The organism is Vibrio alginolyticus NBRC 15630 = ATCC 17749, from assembly GCF_000354175.2.
Classification (GTDB): Bacteria; Pseudomonadota; Gammaproteobacteria; order Enterobacterales; family Vibrionaceae; genus Vibrio; species Vibrio alginolyticus.
The window spans coordinates 610,718-627,405 of record NC_022349.1 but is presented as its reverse complement, the minus strand read 5'-3'; the positions used below and the strand labels follow the sequence as shown (position 1 = coordinate 627,405).

The following is a 16,688-nucleotide window of genomic DNA, read 5'->3' as shown; positions in this document are numbered from 1 at the left end:
CTAAGAAGCAAAAGCGCAAACATAAATGCGTCATTAAATACAAAAAAGAGCCACTATCGTCAGTGGCTCTTTTTCCATTAATACTTCAAAAAAGTGACTAAGCGATGTTCGTCACCTCTAGGATCAGTTCGGCTTTTTTAGGTAAATAAATACTGAATTTACTGCTTTTTCCCCATTCAGACTCTGCTTTTAACTCACCACCCGTTTGGCTGAGAATACTTTGGGAGACCGATAGCCCTAACCCTGTGCCTTCTCGTTTCGTTGTGTAAAATGGCGAGAAGATTCGACTCAAGTTTTCTGGTTTAATACCGCAGCCCTCATCGATAACATGAATCGCGGCTCCTTTCACTTCTCCCTCGTCAATCCAGTCTTCACTGACTACTGTTAACGTGCCTTTACCGCTCATTGCGTGAATGGCGTTCATTTGCAAATTAACTAAGATTTGTAGCAAGTGGTGACGGTTTATCTCGACGGACGTATGCGCTTGTAGGTCAGTCACAAACTCAACGTCGCGTTTCTTGGTGCCAGTTTTAACCAAGGTGATGCTTTCATCAATGATAGGATTGACATGTTGCCAAGTGATTTCATCTTGAACACCGCCTTGGCGACTGTATTGCAATAAACTGCGTGTGATATTGCGGATACGATCAATTTGCGCGTGAATCGCATCAATTTCTTCTTGTACTCGACTTGCATCGTCACCCAACTCAAAATGGATCAATTCTACGTTGCCAAGAATCACGGCGGTTGGGTTATTAATTTCGTGAGCAATCCCCGCGGTGAGTTCTCCCAATGCTGCCAGTTTTTCATGAACAACGAGTTTGTCGCGAGTTTGGTTAAGCAATTGAATATGCAGCTCAAGATCTTGGGTTTTTTCTCTCAGGCTTGCCGTACGCTCTTGAACTTTGCATTCAAGTTGAGCTGCGGAGTTTTTCAGTTCAATTTTGCGCTCTTCTAGCGCGTCTAACATATCATCAAACTGTCTGGCTAACTGCGCAAGTTCATGATCGGCATCTAATCCTAACGGGCCAATCCGTTTTTCTTTACCTTGTTGGACCTGCTTCACCACTTTGTGAATGCGTTCGATCGGTCGAAACAGATCATAAGAACCGCGATATACCATCACGCCAGAAACCAGCAATAACATAACCGTAATCAAGCTGATTTCGGCAATGTTGGTCATGTAGGCTTTAACGAATGGCCACATTAGGTAACCGGTATAAAGCATACCAATGACGTTGTCGTATTGGTCTTTGATCGGTTGATACGCCGTAATATACCAAGCGTCATACACATATGCTCGGTCAACCCACTGTTCACCCTTCGAAAGTACTTGGTTATACACTTCTGCGCTCACGCGAGTGCCTATGGCGCGCCCTAGTCTATGATCGCTGTCTAGAGGAACGTTGGTGCTCACACGCAAATCATCGAGAAATACCGTCAACGTACCCACAGGGCGAAGGCGGTCATTATCACTTAAGTAAATGAGATCGCGGATTTGATCCACCAGCACTGTACTATTGTTAAGGAGCAAACCACCATCCAGAAAGCCGATCAAATCATTCGCTTGGCTGTATACCGGAATCACGGTTCGACTGACTAACCCACGCGCCTCCCTGTCACCATCAGCAAGAATAGGCACTTCTGCTCGTTTGGCGAGTTCAGGATCGAGGCGTTCGAGTTCTTCTTTATTGAGTACATCAAAAAACGATTCGCGCTTGGTGAGATCCATAAAGCGGAATTTGTTTTCCATGGAATTAACGCGTTGGAAAGAGAGAAAATCTAAAGCATATCTTTTCTTCTGCTCTGTGACCCACTTTTGCAGGTCACCTTGTGGCGTTCCTTTATTAATGCGAATACGGAAATCGTACGAATCGGCAAACGCCCGCACGTAATTGGCTTGCTTTTGCTGTAACAACGTTACACTGTTATTTGCAACACCAAGACGTTCCGAGACATCAAGCAGCGCATTTTGCCACGTGTAATGAATAGACCAATAAATGGTAATGCCGATCAGAGCTAACAATGTGAGGAAAATCGGCGCAGAGGTTAAGAATAACAAGCGATAACGCACCATGGTTTTAAAACGGTGCGTCCATTTTGACAATCCTTTGTACTGTGGGCCGTTAGTCGGCATATTCCTCATCCTCAGAATCCCATTCTTTGTATTTACGTTCTAAGGTCTTGCGAGCTACGCCCAAGTCACGAGCAGCAGCAGACTTATTGCCTTCATGCAAGTTAACGACTTGTTTAATATGTGCTTTCTCGACTTCTTTTAACGTCCAGCTGTTTGGATAGCCTTCGCCAGTAAATTCTTTGCCTTCTCTAAAGGTTGGTAACTCAGCAGAGTGAGAAACAGTAATCGATACATTAGGCAGTGAATGCCCGCCATTCAGCTCTCGCCAATAGTGTGCAGGTGGTTTGCCAAGCAAGATACAACGCTCAATCAAGTTTTTCAGCTCACGAATGTTTCCCGGCCAATCGTACTCACTCATGGCTTCCATGTCCTCGTGCGCCCATTTGGGCGCAGGCATACCGAGCTCGCGCGTCAGCATGTTGCTGAAAAATGGCACCAACTCAAATAAGTCGGTTTTGCGCTCTCGCAGCGGACACACTTCAATTTTCAGAACGTTTAAACGGTAATAGAGGTCACTGCGGAAATTACCTTGATTGACCTCTTCTTGCAGGTTTCGGTTGGTTGCCGCTACGATACGGACATCAATACTGATCTCTCTTTCTGAACCGACAGGGCGAATCGTACGCTGCTCTAACACACGTAATAATGATGCCTGCATTGCAAGTGGCATCTCCCCGATTTCGTCAAGAAATAAGGTGCCACCGTTCGCAACACGGAACAAACCTTCACGCGATTTTTTTGCACCGGTAAACGCGCCCGATGTATGACCAAATAACTCACTCTCTAAAAGCTCAGGTGCAATCGCGCCGCAGTTGATTGGCACAAACGGGCCCGTTCTCCCACTCGCCTGGTGGATACCTCGTGCAACTAGCTCTTTACCCGTACCCGACTCACCTTCCACCAAAACAGAAGCGCGTGATGGTGCAAATTGGTTAATAAGTTGCTTAAGCAGGCGCGTTTTTTCTGAGCCGCCGATGATCTCTGAGGTATTGTGACGTTGGTAATCGCGTGTCATGGCGTACTGCATGCGTTCGTTCAAACGGCGATCCATACAGCGACTGACCGCTTTTAACATCTGCTCAAGGTTGAATGGTTTGAGGATAAAGTCGGAAGCACCGAGCTGTAGCGCTCGAATGGCAATTTCTAAATCCGCATAACCCGTCATAAAAATCACATCGGCACGTTTGTCATCATCTTCAAACGCTTCTTCCCACTCAATTCCAGAACGCCCTGGCAGATTAATATCCAGTAAGATCAGATCATAATGTCGAGAATTACGCAGTTGTTCTGCTTCTTCGATGCTACCAGCTGTATCGACATGTGAAAAAAGCTTACCCAATGCCTTTTTCAAGATGGCTTGCATGCCTAATTCATCATCGACGACCAGTACGGAAAAGGCGCTATATTGTTGGTTTGTACTAAGATGGGATTGAGTAGACATATTTACCCCAGATGGATTTCGATGGGACAGAGTGTACCAAGTTTAAACAGAGATACCCTACAAAAAGTGCGACATTTTGTACCAACGCAAACTTTTATGCAAATAACCCCATGATTTAGTGCATAAACCAAGCACTTTAAGCTTGTAAAAGGTTGGCATCTTGTTTGCTATAAGGTGGATACGGAGCGCATTTAAGTGATCTAAGGATGTTGATGTTTGCTTATTCCAACACCCTGAGACAACTTGCGTATTACGCTAATCGCTCTCGTCCAAAAAGGCTTCTCCCTAAAACCTGGAGAGATTCCAAAGAATCATTGGAAAGGAACACATAAAAATGAAAAAAATTGCGCTAACTCTGGCTGCAACGTCAATCACGCTTGTAAGTTACTCTGCGTTTTCTGCTCAAGACGGAGAACACGTTCGCCTTGCAACCACAACCAGTACTTACCATTCAGGTTTACTTGATTACCTACTTCCACAATTTGAAAAAGACACGGGCTACAAAGTCGATGTTATTGCTGCAGGTACGGGTAAAGCCTTAAAAATGGGCGAAAACGGTGACGTAGATTTGGTGATGACACATGCACCAAAAGCTGAAGGCGCATTTGTTGAGAAAGGCTACGGCGTTTTACCTCGCAAGCTAATGTACAACGACTTTGTGATTGTAGGCCCGAAAGCTGACCCAGCAACAATCAAAAATGACGAAGGCGTGTTAGATGTATTCAAAGAGATCGCAAACAAAAACGCAACGTTCATCTCTCGCGGCGATGATTCTGGTACGCACAAAAAAGAAATGGGCTTCTGGGCTCAAACTAAAATCGAACCGAACTTTGGTGGCTACCGTAGCGTAGGTCAAGGTATGGGCCCAACTCTAAACATGGCGTCTGAAATGCAAGGCTACACCATGACGGATCGCGGCACATGGCTGGCTTACCAAAACAAATTGGATCTAGAAATTCTGTTCCAAGGCGATGAAAAACTGTTTAACCCGTACCAAGTTATTCTTGTTAACCCTGAGCGTTACCCAACGATCAACTACCAAGGTGCGAAGGCATTCAGTGATTGGTTGGTAAACCCTCGCGGACAGGAACTTATCAATGGTTTCCGCCTAAACGGTAAACAACTGTTTGTTGCGAATGCTGAGAGCAAATAACGCAATATGAATCTTGCTGATACAACACTGGAAGCGCTTCGCTTACTGGTGAATTTTGATGCAGACCTATGGGAGATCGTTGCGGTCTCCTTTAGTGTTTCTATCACGGCAATATCCCTAGTGGTATTGCCGGCTATTTTGATGTCCTTTGTACTGGCGTATACCGACTTTCGCGGTAAATGGTTTTTGTTGTCGATCGTAAATACGCTGCAAGCGGTCCCTACCGTGGTGATTGGCCTGTTGCTGTACATGTTGCTGTCGCGTGCTGGCCCTTGGGGAGACTGGCAAATGCTGTTCACTCAGAAGGCAATGATCTTCGGCCAAATGGTGATCTGCTTCCCTGTTTTGGTATCGATGATGCATGGTGCATTACAATCTAGCGACCGTCGTGCAGTGGAAACTGCCATCACGCTGGGCGTCTCCATTCCGCGCTTGGCAGCTACGATGATTTGGGAAACCCGCTTTCCTCTACTTGCGGCTATCATTGCAGGGTTTTCACGTATCGTGACCGAGGTGGGCTGCTCAATGATGGTTGGTGGGAACATTATGGGCGTGACGCGAAATATTCCCACGGCTATCGCAATGGAAAGCAGTAAAGGTGCTTTTGCGCAAGGAGTTGCATTAGGAATTGTATTACTATCTTTAGCGTTGGCTCTAAACTTCTTCTTATCAAGCATGAGAGGCGAAGGCTACCTCAGAACATAGAACATGAAGCAAACAAACGACTCACCATTAACCCCATGTCGAGGCGAATTATGACTATAAAAATCACCGCCGAACAGTTATCCATGCGCTTTAAAGAGCGTGTGCTTTTCCACATCCCTGAGTTAGCCATCGGCCCAAATGATGCCATTTATCTCAAGGGTGACAATGGTGTGGGCAAAACTACCCTACTCAAAATCCTTGCTGGCTTGCTCAAACCCTCTACTGGCGATGTTGTTGCGCCAAAAGATACGTGGCTGAAAAGACTGACGTGTCGCAATGGTCGTGTCGATGTGATTTATCTCCATCAATCCCCTTACCTTTTTGACGGCACTGTATATGAAAACGTAGTCTATGGAGTGAAATATCAACAAGACACGCAAAAAGATAAGCGAGCTCAAGTTATTCACGCGCTGCGCATGGTAGGTTTAGAAACCTTAGCGGACGAACATATTTCCGTGTTGTCCGGCGGTGAAAAACAGCGCGTTGCCATGGCAAGGGCTTGGATTTTAAAACCGTCGATTTTATTGATGGATGAGCCAAGTGCGTCTTTAGACCAAGAATCCATTGAACGATTGGTAGTGATGGCGAAAGATCTTTTGGATCGTGGTTCCAGTATCGTGGTGACAAGCCATCAGGCCAACGCACTGACCGACTTATGTAAAAAACAGTGGTGGATTAAAGACAAGACTTTGATAGAGTCTCCTCTGTTGTATGTCATACCAAAAGAAACATCCCAAGAGAATGCATATGCTTCAACCAACACAAACTAGTTGGGTCATTTTGGCTGGTGGCCAAGCCAGCCGTATGGGTGGAAAAGATAAAGGTCTGATTGAGTTAAATCAGAAGCCACTCATCGAACACGTTATTGAACGTTTATCTCCACAAACTCCACGCATTTTAATTAATGCCAACCGAAACCAAGATGCGTACAGCAAATTTGGTTTCGTATTTAGTGATCAATTCAAAGATTTCCCTGGGCCTATGGGCGGTATTCACGCGGGTTTGATGCATGCTGAAACTGACTGGGTCGGATTTGTACCTTGCGATAGTCCACAAATTAACACCGACCTTGTCGAGCGTTTCTGCCAAGCCGCCCAAGAAGACAGTGATATTTTGGTCGCGCATGATGGTGACCATCAGCAACCTGTTTTTACGCTCTACCACAAGCGCGTAATGCCAAAACTCACCGCATTTTTAGAACGTGGCGACCGAAAAATCATTCTGCTCTACAAAGAGTGCAACACCAGTTACGTTGACTTTAGCGACTCACCAAACTGTTTCGTCAACTTGAACACTCCGGAAGAACTGGCGCAATTTGGACAATTAGAATCATGAAATACACGCTAAACATTCCTATTCTTGGTTTTGCAGCTTATTCAGGCACAGGCAAAACCACGCTACTTGAAGCCCTATTGCCAAAGCTGACTGAAGCAGGTTTACGCATTGGCATGCTAAAACATGCGCACCACAACTTCGATGTCGATAAGCCGGGTAAAGACAGCTACCGTTTACGCAAAGCTGGCGCGTCTCAAATGCTGATTGCTTCTCGCAACCGTTTTGCGTTAATGACAGAAACGCCAGAAGCCGAAGCGGAGTTTGAATACCTCTTAACTCGTTTTGATGAAGACAAGCTCGATGTGGTTTTGGTTGAAGGCTGTAAAAACATCGCGTTTCCTAAAATTGAATTGCACCGTGAAGAAGTGGGTGAACCTTGGCTTTACCCTCACGATGAAAACATCATCGCTATCGCGTCAGACGGCGGCGAGTTGGACTCTGAACTGCCACAAATGAACATCAACGATCTTGAGGCGATTGCTCAGTTCGTTATTCAGTATGTTCAAGAAGCGAAAGCACCAAAAAACAAAGAGAAAGACGCCGCATGTTGCGACACACTTTCTCCGGCTTTCCTTTCTGTGGTTCAAGGCCAAGAAAAAATCCTTTCTTTGGTGAACACGGTTTCGGAAATAGAAGCATGCAGGATTGAAAATGCTTACGGGCGCGTTCTTGCGGAACATATCGTTTCACCAGTAAATGTGCCGCAATACACCAACTCCGCGATGGACGGTTATGCCATCCGCAGTGATGATGTTGAGCGTGATAGCTACCAAGTGATTGCTGAAGTGATGGCGGGCCATGCTTACGATCAGCCTCTGAAAGTTGGTCAAGCAGTTAAGATCATGACTGGCGCACCAACACCACGTAACGGCGATACAGTGGTCATGCGTGAGCAAGCCACTCAAAAAGGTGACAGGGTCACTTTTAACGGTGCGCATATCAAAGCAGGCCAAAACGTTCGTCAAGCAGGTGAAGATCTCGCTATCGGCAGTGATGTCTTTACCGCAGGCACTCGCCTCGCCTCTCCAGAAATGGGCATGATCGCTTCGCTTGGCTTTGGTGAAGCGAATGTATTCCGCAAATTGAAAGTTGCCGTGTTCTCCACCGGTGACGAAGTACAAGCGCCGGGAACAGAGCAAAAAGCGAATTCTATCTACGATTCCAACCGTTTTACCATCATGGGCATGCTTGAAAAGCTCGGCTGCGAGATCTTGGATTTCGGTATTCTGGAAGACAACGAACAGTTAATGATTGAAGCGTTGGAAAACGCATCGGCTCAAGCAGACGTGGTTATGACTTCTGGTGGCGTATCTGTTGGTGATGCGGATTACATCAAACTTGCCTTGGATAAACTTGGTCAAATCGATTTTTGGCGAATCAATATGCGTCCGGGACGTCCATTAGCGTTTGGTCAAATCAACAACAAGCCGTTCTTTGGTCTGCCGGGCAACCCTGTTGCCGTGATGGTTTCATTCATCAACTTTGTTGAGCCTGCACTGCGTAAGATGCAAGGCGAACAAGGGTGGAAGCCTCTGAAAGTGAATGCCATCGCGACTGAAAACCTTCGCTCTCGACAAGGTCGTACCGAGTTTAGCCGTGGCGTCTATGAACTGGATGAAACTGGCCGTTTAACCGTTCGTACAACAGGCAAGCAAGGTTCTGGTATTTTGCGCTCAATGAGTGAGGCAAACTGTTTGATCGAAATCTCCCCAGCTATTGATACAGTAAAAGCGGGAGAAAGCGTGACAATTATCCCACTTCAAGGCAGAATCTAGCTCAAACTAGAAATTCAAAGGTCAGCGAGTCTGGCCTTTTTGTTTAATACAGAAACCTTTTTAGAGAGACAGCTATGGCTCGCACCATTCTTTACACTTACAAAGACCAAGACAAAGAACTGACGTTCTCATACCAGCAACACCGCAACATTCAAGAAGCAGTTGCAGAGGCAGAAGGTATCGATATCACTGAGTTCCTAAAGATGGAGCAACAAATCGAAGCAGTGTCTGACACTAAAGCGGTGCGAAACTACCGCGACAACTACTTCAGAAAATTAGGCTTTAGCAAAATCACCCTAGCTCAAAAAGAAAACCTGGGCGTAGGCAAAAAGAACAAATAAGCTTAGCTGCAAACAGAAAACTCACGATTCGTCGTGAGTTTTTTATGCATGCTACTTTTGTTCATGATCTATACCCGAGCATACCGAAATTACTTAGGTATATAAGTAAAAGCCCCGTTTAACCTTGAAAGTCTAAACGGGGCTTTAAATTTCTTCTTACTTTATATCGAGTAAGGTTTAAGTCATTACTTGATGTTTAAGAACGCAGCGCCGCGTACACCACCTGAATCACCGTGTTTTGCTTTGATGATCTTAGGACACTTAGCCACAGACAATAAGTGTTTAGGGATGCGTTTTGGCATCTCTTCGTAAATCAATTCGAAGTTAGATAAGCCGCCACCAAGTACAACGGTGTGTGGGTCTGTTGCAGTAAACAGGTTTGCAAAGCAGATCGCTAGCAGCTCCATAAAGCGCTCGACGTGCTCTACTGCTTTCTCCTCACCCTCTACGTGCGCTTTAATAATGTCGATCGCTTTCTTCTCTTCGCCGTAGTAATGCGCGTAAAGAAGCTCGAAACCACGACCAGATAGGTAGCTATCTAAACAGCCTTTGTTGCCACAGCCACAACCCAGTAATGGTGCGTTTTCGCCTAGGTGGAACCATGCGTCGATAGGAAGACGTGTGTGACCCACCTCACCCGCTACGTGGTTGCGGCCAGAGAATACTTTGCCTTCGTAGATAAAGCCGCCACCAAAACCAGTACCAAGGATCAAACCTAGTACAGATGGTTCATCTTGAAGATCTTCGTCCCAGGCTTCAGAAAGCGCGAAACAGTTTGCATCGTTTTCAATTTTTACGCTGCGACCGATTTTAGCTTCCAGATCAGCACGAAGTGGTTTGCCTTTTGCCGCAGGAACGTTAACTGTTAGTACCGTTGCATCATCGGCGTCTTCCATACCTGGTAGGCCAAGACCAATCGTACCTTCGCAGCCAAACTCTGTATCGTATTTGTTCACCAATTCCGCAATGGTATCAACCAGCAGCTCGTAGTTGTCTGTTGGTGTAGGTACACGTTCCGTCGCTACACGCTCAAGCTTCTCGTTAAATGCACCAAATTCAATTTTAGTGCCGCCGACATCAAAGCCGTAATACATGTATTTCTCTCCTAAAAAATGCTTCAAACGACTCTCAAAAATGGCTAGAGTCAAAAGTATAAACTGATGGCATTATCCATATCTGTACGCCTGCAAACCGTGACCGAATGCAGATTTATCCCCTCACCGAAGCCAGTTGAACAACATACCATCAACAAAAGCTCATTCCTTAGAGTCAGCTCTCGGTTTTCATCCACTCTTTGAAACGTTTCAAGTGTGGCTGGTTAGGGTCGTTTTTGACTCGAGTCTTGCTCAGCATGTAAGTTTCTCTGAAGGCTTCAAACCACAATTGAAGGCATTCCGCAGCTTTCGGCTCACCAGCTTGTTTTAAAACTAATGTCGCGACTTCGGCGGTTGAAAGATGCTGCTCATTCTCGGAGCGGCGCATGATGTATTCAGACAGAGATTCCGGCTCAATGGAAAGCACAGGCAAAGATTTAAGAAAATCAGAACGACGGAATATCTTTCGTGCCTCACGCCAGCTACCATCAATAAAGATCAGCAACCATTTTTTGTTCTCGACATCTTCTTTTACCAATCGCCCTGGCTCTAGATCTTCAATTAAACGAGAGGGATCATCCACATAGTCTGCAGGAAATACAATCACCGGTTGGTAACTGTCATCCTGTAGTAGCGCTAGCATCTCTTCAGACGGTTCTGTTCGGTTCCATTGATACACGTAAGTCTCTTGAATCGTATCAGCGATTAGACGACCGGTATTACTTGGCTTAAACACTTCGTTTTCAGAAACAATCAACATACATGCAATATTGGCCTTGATGTTTGGCTGAAGGTCGCACAAACAGTGTTGCTCAGAAACCTGGCAATATTGGCAACGAACCACTTTACATCCACGCGCGTTGAAAGGCTTGGTTGAGATAGATTGTCGGTACTGATATAAACGGTGGAAAGCGTGAATTCTCATGGTAAGTAATGCCAAGTAAAAAGTAGAGCGCGATTCTACTGATATTATGGCTTCGCCTCAAGATAAGCCCATCAGCAGTGTGTTGAAATAATTTCACTCTTATCTCGGTCATAGATAAAGAAATAAATAAGGGAATGACAGTGACAGAAACGACATTTCAAGAACCCTCATGGCTCAGATTAGGCTTTTTCCTTGGCGTATTATTGCTTTGTGCCATTTGGGAAAACAAATTGCCTAGAAAAACACTGACCGCTTCGCGCAGGTTTCGCTGGGTCAATAACTTGTCATTGGTCGCTTTTAACAGCCTAGTTATTGCTTTAATCATGCCTATCGCCGCCTTTCAAGCTGCGGTCATAGCTCAGGAGCAACAATGGGGGCTGCTCAATATTCTGTCCCTCCCCGCTTGGTTAAATATTTTTCTAACCGTCATTTTGCTTGATTTCGTCATTTACGCTCAGCATGTTGTCTTTCATCATGTAAAGCCGCTGTGGAAGATTCACCGAATGCATCACGCCGATCTCGACATAGACGTCACTACAGGCGCACGCTTTCATCCCTTCGAAATAATCATTTCAATGGGAGTAAAAATTGCAGCCGTGTTTATCTTAGGTGTTTCACCTATCGGAATTGTGGTATTTGAAATTGTGCTTAATGCGAGCGCGATGTTTAATCACAGTAATGCAAAACTGGCTTTATCTATGGACCAAAAACTGCGAAACGTCATCGTTACACCAGACATGCATCGCGTGCACCATTCAGTGATAGTAAAAGAGACCCACTCAAACTTTGGTTTTTTCCTTTCAGTTTGGGACCGCTTTTTTGGGACATACCGAGCTCAGCCTAAGTTGGGTCATGAAGATGTTGTTATTGGTGTGCCGGAAATTAGAGACGAAGAAGAGCAAAGATTAGATAAGCTGTTAACGCAGCCCTTTCGCTACAATAAAGAGAAGAAGTAATGGTTGAAAAAATATTGTTGGATGAAGTATGTCAACAAAACGAATAGACCAAGCCTAAACCCCAGTTAAACACTACTTCATCCTCATGATGTGTAAGAACAGATTAGTTTTCTGCTAGCTGACGCTTTTTGTTTAGCTGAGTAATACCAACAAATAAACCAACAACACCAAGCACTGCACATGCCAAAGCATTGGTGTTCATTACTTGCTGTGCCTCTATTGAGCTGTATAGAAAAGCAAGGCTGAAGAAAGTGGTGGCAAAGCTCAAACCTGTCAGTACGCTGAAACCAGCAAAACTGGCCAAGTCTTTAAAATCGTTCATAACGAGTCCCTGTTTACAATCCTTAATCGAGTGTTGTGAAAATAATAATTAACGAAATATTTGGCGCGATTGACTATGTTTTCGCGCATTCCATAACCAGATAGATACCCCAAATGAGAACCCTAAAAACAGTGTCTTCATTTGTAGGGCGACGTTGTTATCTAATATTTCTAATGTATAGTGAGCGTGGGAACTAAAGATAACATTGGTTATAAGAATCAATAACATAACGACTAGGCCAGAGCGGCGATGCTTGACCAATAGATACGCTGCTAATAAGTCCAATAGTCCCAAAGCGCTCCAATACATATTCAACCAGCGTGGCGCAAAATCGTAAGGTAAAAAGCCACCAACAATGTTGTCATAAAGATGAACCACTCCGCCAACTGTCATAAAAAGGCATAAGAGAAACACGACGAATTTATCCATTACCGTTTCCTTATCTGAATGAATGAGCAAAGCATATAGAAGTCACTTAAACATTTGTAATCCCATCGCCATTTTTGAGATCGACAGTGCCATTATCAACACGATGAGAACAGTAACGGCTGCTCTACCTTCTTTATTTAGCATAGTGTTTGCTTTGTCATTGTCCCAAATCCGCCAATGCAACGACAGAATCCTCCTTTAAATCACGCCTTGGTTTATCAACTCTCGTACCTTTTCCAGCCCGCGCTGAAACACAGTATGTGCATTCGCGGGAAGGCCGCTCTCGACATCGTGCCAGAAGAACGCGAAATCATGTCCACCATCGTCTTGCGTATGAAACAGCCATGAATTAGCGAGGTCAGCACACTCACACAAAACAAAATGCCATACTTGATTTTGAAAGCCACTGTCCCATGAGCATAAATATCGTGCGGAATGAACATGTGTGATACCAGACTCCTCAGCGAGCTCCCGCTTGGCCGCTATGATGTAACTTTCATCAAACACTTCAACAGTGCCCTTGACGAGCTGAACACCCGCCAACGGATGTTTAAAAAGTAGGATCTCTTGATTTTGATTACGTAGAACGACGGGGCAAACTTTATCGATCACAAAACCACTCCTTCTTATGGCTTTAGCTTTCTCTGGATATAAAAAAATCGCATGAAGCTGCATGATTCATTCCTTTGAATTCTGGCGACATTCTAGTCAACGAGTCCCTCGAACAAAGCATTAACATCACGTTGTGATAACTAAACCCTTTAGAAATGAACGAGATGAGATGTAACTCACTTTTGCGATGCAAATAGGAGCCATTAAATGAGTAGCCGTAACAAAAAAGCAGAACCGAGGTTCTGCTTTTAGTCGGTGGAAACATCTCATTTACTTGGTCTGATGAAGCTCATACTTGTGCAGCATTGCTTGCTGGTGCCCAGCAATTTCCGCCACTTGCTCAGAACTCTCAACCATAGACTCAAGCTGCAGCTTTGTGCGTTCGCCAAGATCAGAAATATGTGTGATGGATTGAGATACATCTGCCGTCGCTCGTTCTTGTTCTTCTGTAGCAACTGAGATTTGCTCAACACGTTCTTGAATGTGCTTAACCGCGAGGTTGATATCAGAGAATGTCGATTTCACTTCATTGCTGGACTGTAGCGCGTGGGTCATTTCTTCTCTTGAATCATTAACTGCTTGGCGCGAGCGCTCTGCGGCAGTAATAAGCTCGCTCATCATTTCTCGGATGTTCGTAGTTTGTTGAGAGGTATCACTTGCAAGTTTGCGAACTTCATCAGCGACAACCGCAAATCCACGCCCTTGCTCACCAGCACGGGCAGCCTCTATTGCCGCGTTGAGAGCAAGTAAGTTGGTGTTGTCCGCGATCCCACTGATCATATCCACCATTTCACGAATCTGTTTAACACGCTGGTCTAGCTCTAACATTGACTGTTCATTTACATCCAAAGAGCTTTCTAATGACTCCAAACGTTCGCGGTTTTGTTCCACGACTTGAACCCCTTTTTCAGTGTGTTGGGTTGCAAGGAGCGAGTCCTGTGAAGATGCATTTGTCACCATTGCTATTTCACGAATAGAGGCTTCAAGCTGCGTTATGGTCGTGATCATACTCGACAACGCTTCATTTTGTGTTGCCAACCCATCACTTGTTTGTTCGGCTGCACTGTGACTTACTTCTGCCGTCTGATAAAGCGTTTCACAATTGCGCGTCACCGTTTGAATGGAGTCATGTGTGGAATCGATTACTTGATTCAACTTTCGTGCTACTTCTTTCAGCTCATAGGGGCCAACTTCTTCTGCCTTGTCACGAAAATCATGTTCGGTAAGTGCTGAAAGACGCGTTAGTACATTCCTTAACCCTCGGTTTGTCCATGACTTGAGACTAAACCAAGTAACAAGAATAATAAAAGAAATCACACACGCCGCAAACACGAGCACAACGCTCACCGATTCAATGGTCTCGTTGACCACCCGCTCCTTTTCATCGATCAACTGACCAGCGGTTTGGGAGATTTGATCAAGTAACCGCATGGTTTCATCCGCAAGCATCGAAGCCTGTTTAAACTCTGAACGTTGCAATTCCCCTTGTTCTAGTTTGGCGAGGATCAAACGCAGCACGCCCTTTTCACTAAAGCCTTGTTTCACCATCTCATATGGTGCGGTTAAGCTTGCATATTCACTTACTTCAGGATGGAAAGATTGGAAGTCTTCATAGGCGAGTTTAATACCTGCTATGCGATTTCGCATTTCTCGGTATTCTTTTTCGGCTTTGTTTAATTCTGAGTGCATCATCATGACTAAGAACGTACTTTCCATTGAGCTTGCAGAAGCAATGAAACGGTTAGCGGCATCGCTCGACTCAGGATTATCAGCACTAAGGAACGAACTGATTCGATTCATTTCCGGGCCGATAGAGCTAAGCCCATAGCGAAAACCACCAACAGCGGCATCAATATCCATTTGAATTTGTATCACCGAAGATTGCTTCAACAAAATGGACTGCGTGATGTTATGTAAACGCGCTAGTTTGGTGTCTAACTCCTCCGAGAGTTGCTGAGCTACACCAGACGCTTTCACAACCAAAGTTGTGCTTTGAGTTGCAAGAGAGTCGATTTGCTCTTTTACGAGAGGCAACTCTTTCGGCTCAGTAATCTGCATACCATGGTTGAGTAGCTTAACCATCTCCAATACATTCCTGGTTAACTTTGCGTTTGCCATCGCGATTGGTAATGCTTTTTGCGACAAGTCTTCAAATTGTTCCCCTACCTGTTCCATTCCTTTGAAACTTGAGACAGAAAGGGCTATAACAAGAGCAATGATAGTTAAAAATGTTGCACTGACAGCCTGAATCAGTGAAAGTGATGTGCGTGAGCGTTTTCGCTTTGCCATAATCAATTTTTATTCTTTCTTAAGGTTGAATCGGTTCTGCAGTGATTCCGTCACATTTGTGAGACAAAACCGTGATTTGCAGCCCATACTATGGATTGGTTATGACACTAATATTTCAGTTGTGAGTCATAGAGATGACAGGTGGTGATTTGCGTCGAGTATATTTTCCTTTGATAATCAGTGTGCTACTAAGCGCCTGCTCTTCTGGGCCTGAGCCTAGTGAGCAAGCTCAAGTGACAGCACCTACAAATCAGCTATTGTCGGACAACCCCGACTTGTTCGAGTTTTACACAGAGTGGCACGGCACGCCTTATCGCTTAGGCGGGACACAGAAATCTGGAATTGATTGCTCAGCATTTGTACAAAAAGCGTTTATTGAGGCTTATCAGCTCTCGTTACCAAGGACAACGAGGCAGCAATCAACGCAAGGTGTGGAGTTAAGTTGGACGGATGCCAAGCAAGGGGATCTAGTGTTTTTTAAAACAAGACGTACAACTTATCATGTCGGAATTTACTTGGGTAACAAGCAGTTCATGCATGCATCGACGTCTAGAGGTGTGATTATTTCAAGAATCGACAACCCATACTGGGCATCTAAGTTTTGGCAAATAAGAAGAGTTACAATGTAACTCTTCTTACTCTTAACCGGACATTGCTGTAAGTTAAAACAATATCAGTCGTAAGTCGCAACAGCATTATCGAACAGATTTTTGACCAGAGCGATGTATTCATCAAGGAACGTGATCTGTTCATTGGTCGCTTTTTTATGCCATACCCCAGCCAATATCTCAGCAAGATCTTCAACAACTGCATCAGCCTCTTTCAACAATTTGAAACGTACGCTCGAGTGAAGTTCTGGATTTTGCTCAAAAATCGCCATGATGTTTGAAGCCACCATATCGGTGACAACATCTTCGATGCTTTCGGATCCAGTGTCGCCAATTTCGGTCGTAAAAATATCTAGATTTAGAGACAAGTGCTCGATAAGAGCGAGATATCCATCGGTTTCTAAAACCACTGTTTTTCTCCGTTTATTGCAAGCCTTCGAAGCTGAAAGCAGAATAGTTTCAATAGTAAGACATGCCGAGAAAATTTCATTAACTTATTTCATATTAACAAACATTCACGAACCAACTGGATGATTTTCAAACAATTGAGCTTTGCTTCACTGAAT

Annotated in this window: 17 protein-coding genes; 8 read left to right on the top strand and 9 right to left on the bottom strand. The window is 44.7% G+C overall.

Annotation, left to right across the window (positions count from 1 at the left end; all coding sequences use genetic code 11):
- Positions 1-97: 97 nt before the first annotated feature.
- Positions 98-2,137 (bottom strand): sensor histidine kinase, encoded by a 2,040-nt coding sequence (locus tag N646_RS02705; protein ID WP_017820678.1) that lies wholly within the window; start codon positions 2,135-2,137, stop codon positions 98-100.
- A complete protein-coding gene (locus tag N646_RS02700; RefSeq protein ID WP_017820677.1) occupies positions 2,127-3,578 on the bottom strand; it encodes a sigma-54-dependent transcriptional regulator in 1,452 nt (483 codons plus the stop codon). Before N646_RS02700 ends, N646_RS02705 begins: the two co-directional genes overlap by 11 nt.
- 334 nt (positions 3,579-3,912) lie before the next feature.
- Between N646_RS02700 and N646_RS02695 the strand changes: the two genes are divergently transcribed.
- The 6 genes from N646_RS02695 (at position 3,913) to N646_RS02670 (ending at position 8,887) form a co-directional block, all read left to right on the top strand.
- On the top strand, positions 3,913-4,731 hold the full coding sequence (locus N646_RS02695; protein ID WP_005389522.1) for a substrate-binding domain-containing protein: 819 nt from the start codon (positions 3,913-3,915) through the stop codon (positions 4,729-4,731).
- A 6-nt stretch (positions 4,732-4,737) separates the two neighbouring features.
- A complete protein-coding gene (locus tag N646_RS02690; protein ID WP_017820676.1) occupies positions 4,738-5,436 on the top strand; it encodes an ABC transporter permease in 699 nt (232 codons plus the stop codon).
- Positions 5,437-5,486: 50 nt separating this feature from the next.
- Positions 5,487-6,206 carry an energy-coupling factor ABC transporter ATP-binding protein gene (locus N646_RS02685; RefSeq protein WP_017820675.1) on the top strand — a complete coding sequence of 240 codons (720 nt, stop codon included), beginning with the start codon at positions 5,487-5,489 and terminating at the stop codon, positions 6,204-6,206.
- Entirely contained in the window at positions 6,184-6,771 is a 588-nt protein-coding gene (mobA, locus tag N646_RS02680; protein WP_017820674.1) for a molybdenum cofactor guanylyltransferase MobA, read from the top strand. The genes N646_RS02685 and mobA overlap by 23 nt, the downstream gene beginning before the upstream one ends.
- A complete protein-coding gene (locus N646_RS02675) occupies positions 6,768-8,546 on the top strand; it encodes a bifunctional molybdopterin-guanine dinucleotide biosynthesis adaptor protein MobB/molybdopterin molybdotransferase MoeA (protein ID WP_017820673.1) in 1,779 nt (592 codons plus the stop codon). The genes mobA and N646_RS02675 overlap by 4 nt, the downstream gene beginning before the upstream one ends.
- Before the next feature lie 74 nt (positions 8,547-8,620).
- Entirely contained in the window at positions 8,621-8,887 is a 267-nt protein-coding gene (locus N646_RS02670; RefSeq protein WP_005377584.1) for a DUF2960 domain-containing protein, read from the top strand.
- Between the two features lie 185 nt (positions 8,888-9,072).
- On the opposite strand, the gene nagK is transcribed toward N646_RS02670, so the two are convergent.
- Together nagK and N646_RS02660 are read right to left on the bottom strand one after the other, a co-directional pair.
- Positions 9,073-9,981 (bottom strand): N-acetylglucosamine kinase, encoded by a 909-nt coding sequence (gene nagK, locus N646_RS02665; RefSeq protein ID WP_017820672.1) that lies wholly within the window; start codon positions 9,979-9,981, stop codon positions 9,073-9,075.
- A 175-nt stretch (positions 9,982-10,156) separates the two neighbouring features.
- The gene (locus tag N646_RS02660) at positions 10,157-10,906 is read right to left on the bottom strand and encodes a tRNA-uridine aminocarboxypropyltransferase (protein WP_021033873.1); all 750 of its coding nucleotides are present in this window, start codon (positions 10,904-10,906) and stop codon (positions 10,157-10,159) included.
- Between the two features lie 140 nt (positions 10,907-11,046).
- Between N646_RS02660 and N646_RS02655 the strand changes: the two genes are divergently transcribed.
- Complete coding sequence (locus N646_RS02655) at positions 11,047-11,862, top strand: sterol desaturase family protein (RefSeq protein WP_031777247.1); 816 nt, start codon at positions 11,047-11,049, stop codon at positions 11,860-11,862.
- A 103-nt stretch (positions 11,863-11,965) separates the two neighbouring features.
- On the opposite strand, the gene N646_RS02650 is transcribed toward N646_RS02655, so the two are convergent.
- The 4 genes from N646_RS02650 to N646_RS02635 form a co-directional block, all read right to left on the bottom strand.
- On the bottom strand, positions 11,966-12,184 hold the full coding sequence (locus N646_RS02650; protein ID WP_005389537.1) for a hypothetical protein: 219 nt from the start codon (positions 12,182-12,184) through the stop codon (positions 11,966-11,968).
- A gap of 48 nt (positions 12,185-12,232) precedes the next feature.
- Complete coding sequence (locus N646_RS02645) at positions 12,233-12,613, bottom strand: hypothetical protein (protein ID WP_005377611.1); 381 nt, start codon at positions 12,611-12,613, stop codon at positions 12,233-12,235.
- A 198-nt stretch (positions 12,614-12,811) separates the two neighbouring features.
- The gene (locus N646_RS02640) at positions 12,812-13,225 is read right to left on the bottom strand and encodes an NUDIX hydrolase (RefSeq protein WP_021707743.1); all 414 of its coding nucleotides are present in this window, start codon (positions 13,223-13,225) and stop codon (positions 12,812-12,814) included.
- Between the two features lie 270 nt (positions 13,226-13,495).
- Entirely contained in the window at positions 13,496-15,514 is a 2,019-nt protein-coding gene (locus N646_RS02635) for a methyl-accepting chemotaxis protein (protein WP_017820668.1), read from the bottom strand.
- Positions 15,515-15,648: 134 nt separating this feature from the next.
- On the opposite strand from N646_RS02635, the gene N646_RS02630 reads away from it, so the two are divergent.
- Positions 15,649-16,143 carry an NlpC/P60 family protein gene (locus N646_RS02630; protein ID WP_005377619.1) on the top strand — a complete coding sequence of 165 codons (495 nt, stop codon included), beginning with the start codon at positions 15,649-15,651 and terminating at the stop codon, positions 16,141-16,143.
- Positions 16,144-16,187: 44 nt separating this feature from the next.
- Here the strand turns inward: N646_RS02630 and N646_RS02625 are convergent, their stop codons facing one another.
- Positions 16,188-16,532, bottom strand: coding sequence for a DUF3802 family protein (locus N646_RS02625; RefSeq protein WP_017820667.1), 345 nt, complete (start codon positions 16,530-16,532; stop codon positions 16,188-16,190).
- Positions 16,533-16,688: the final 156 nt, after the last annotated feature.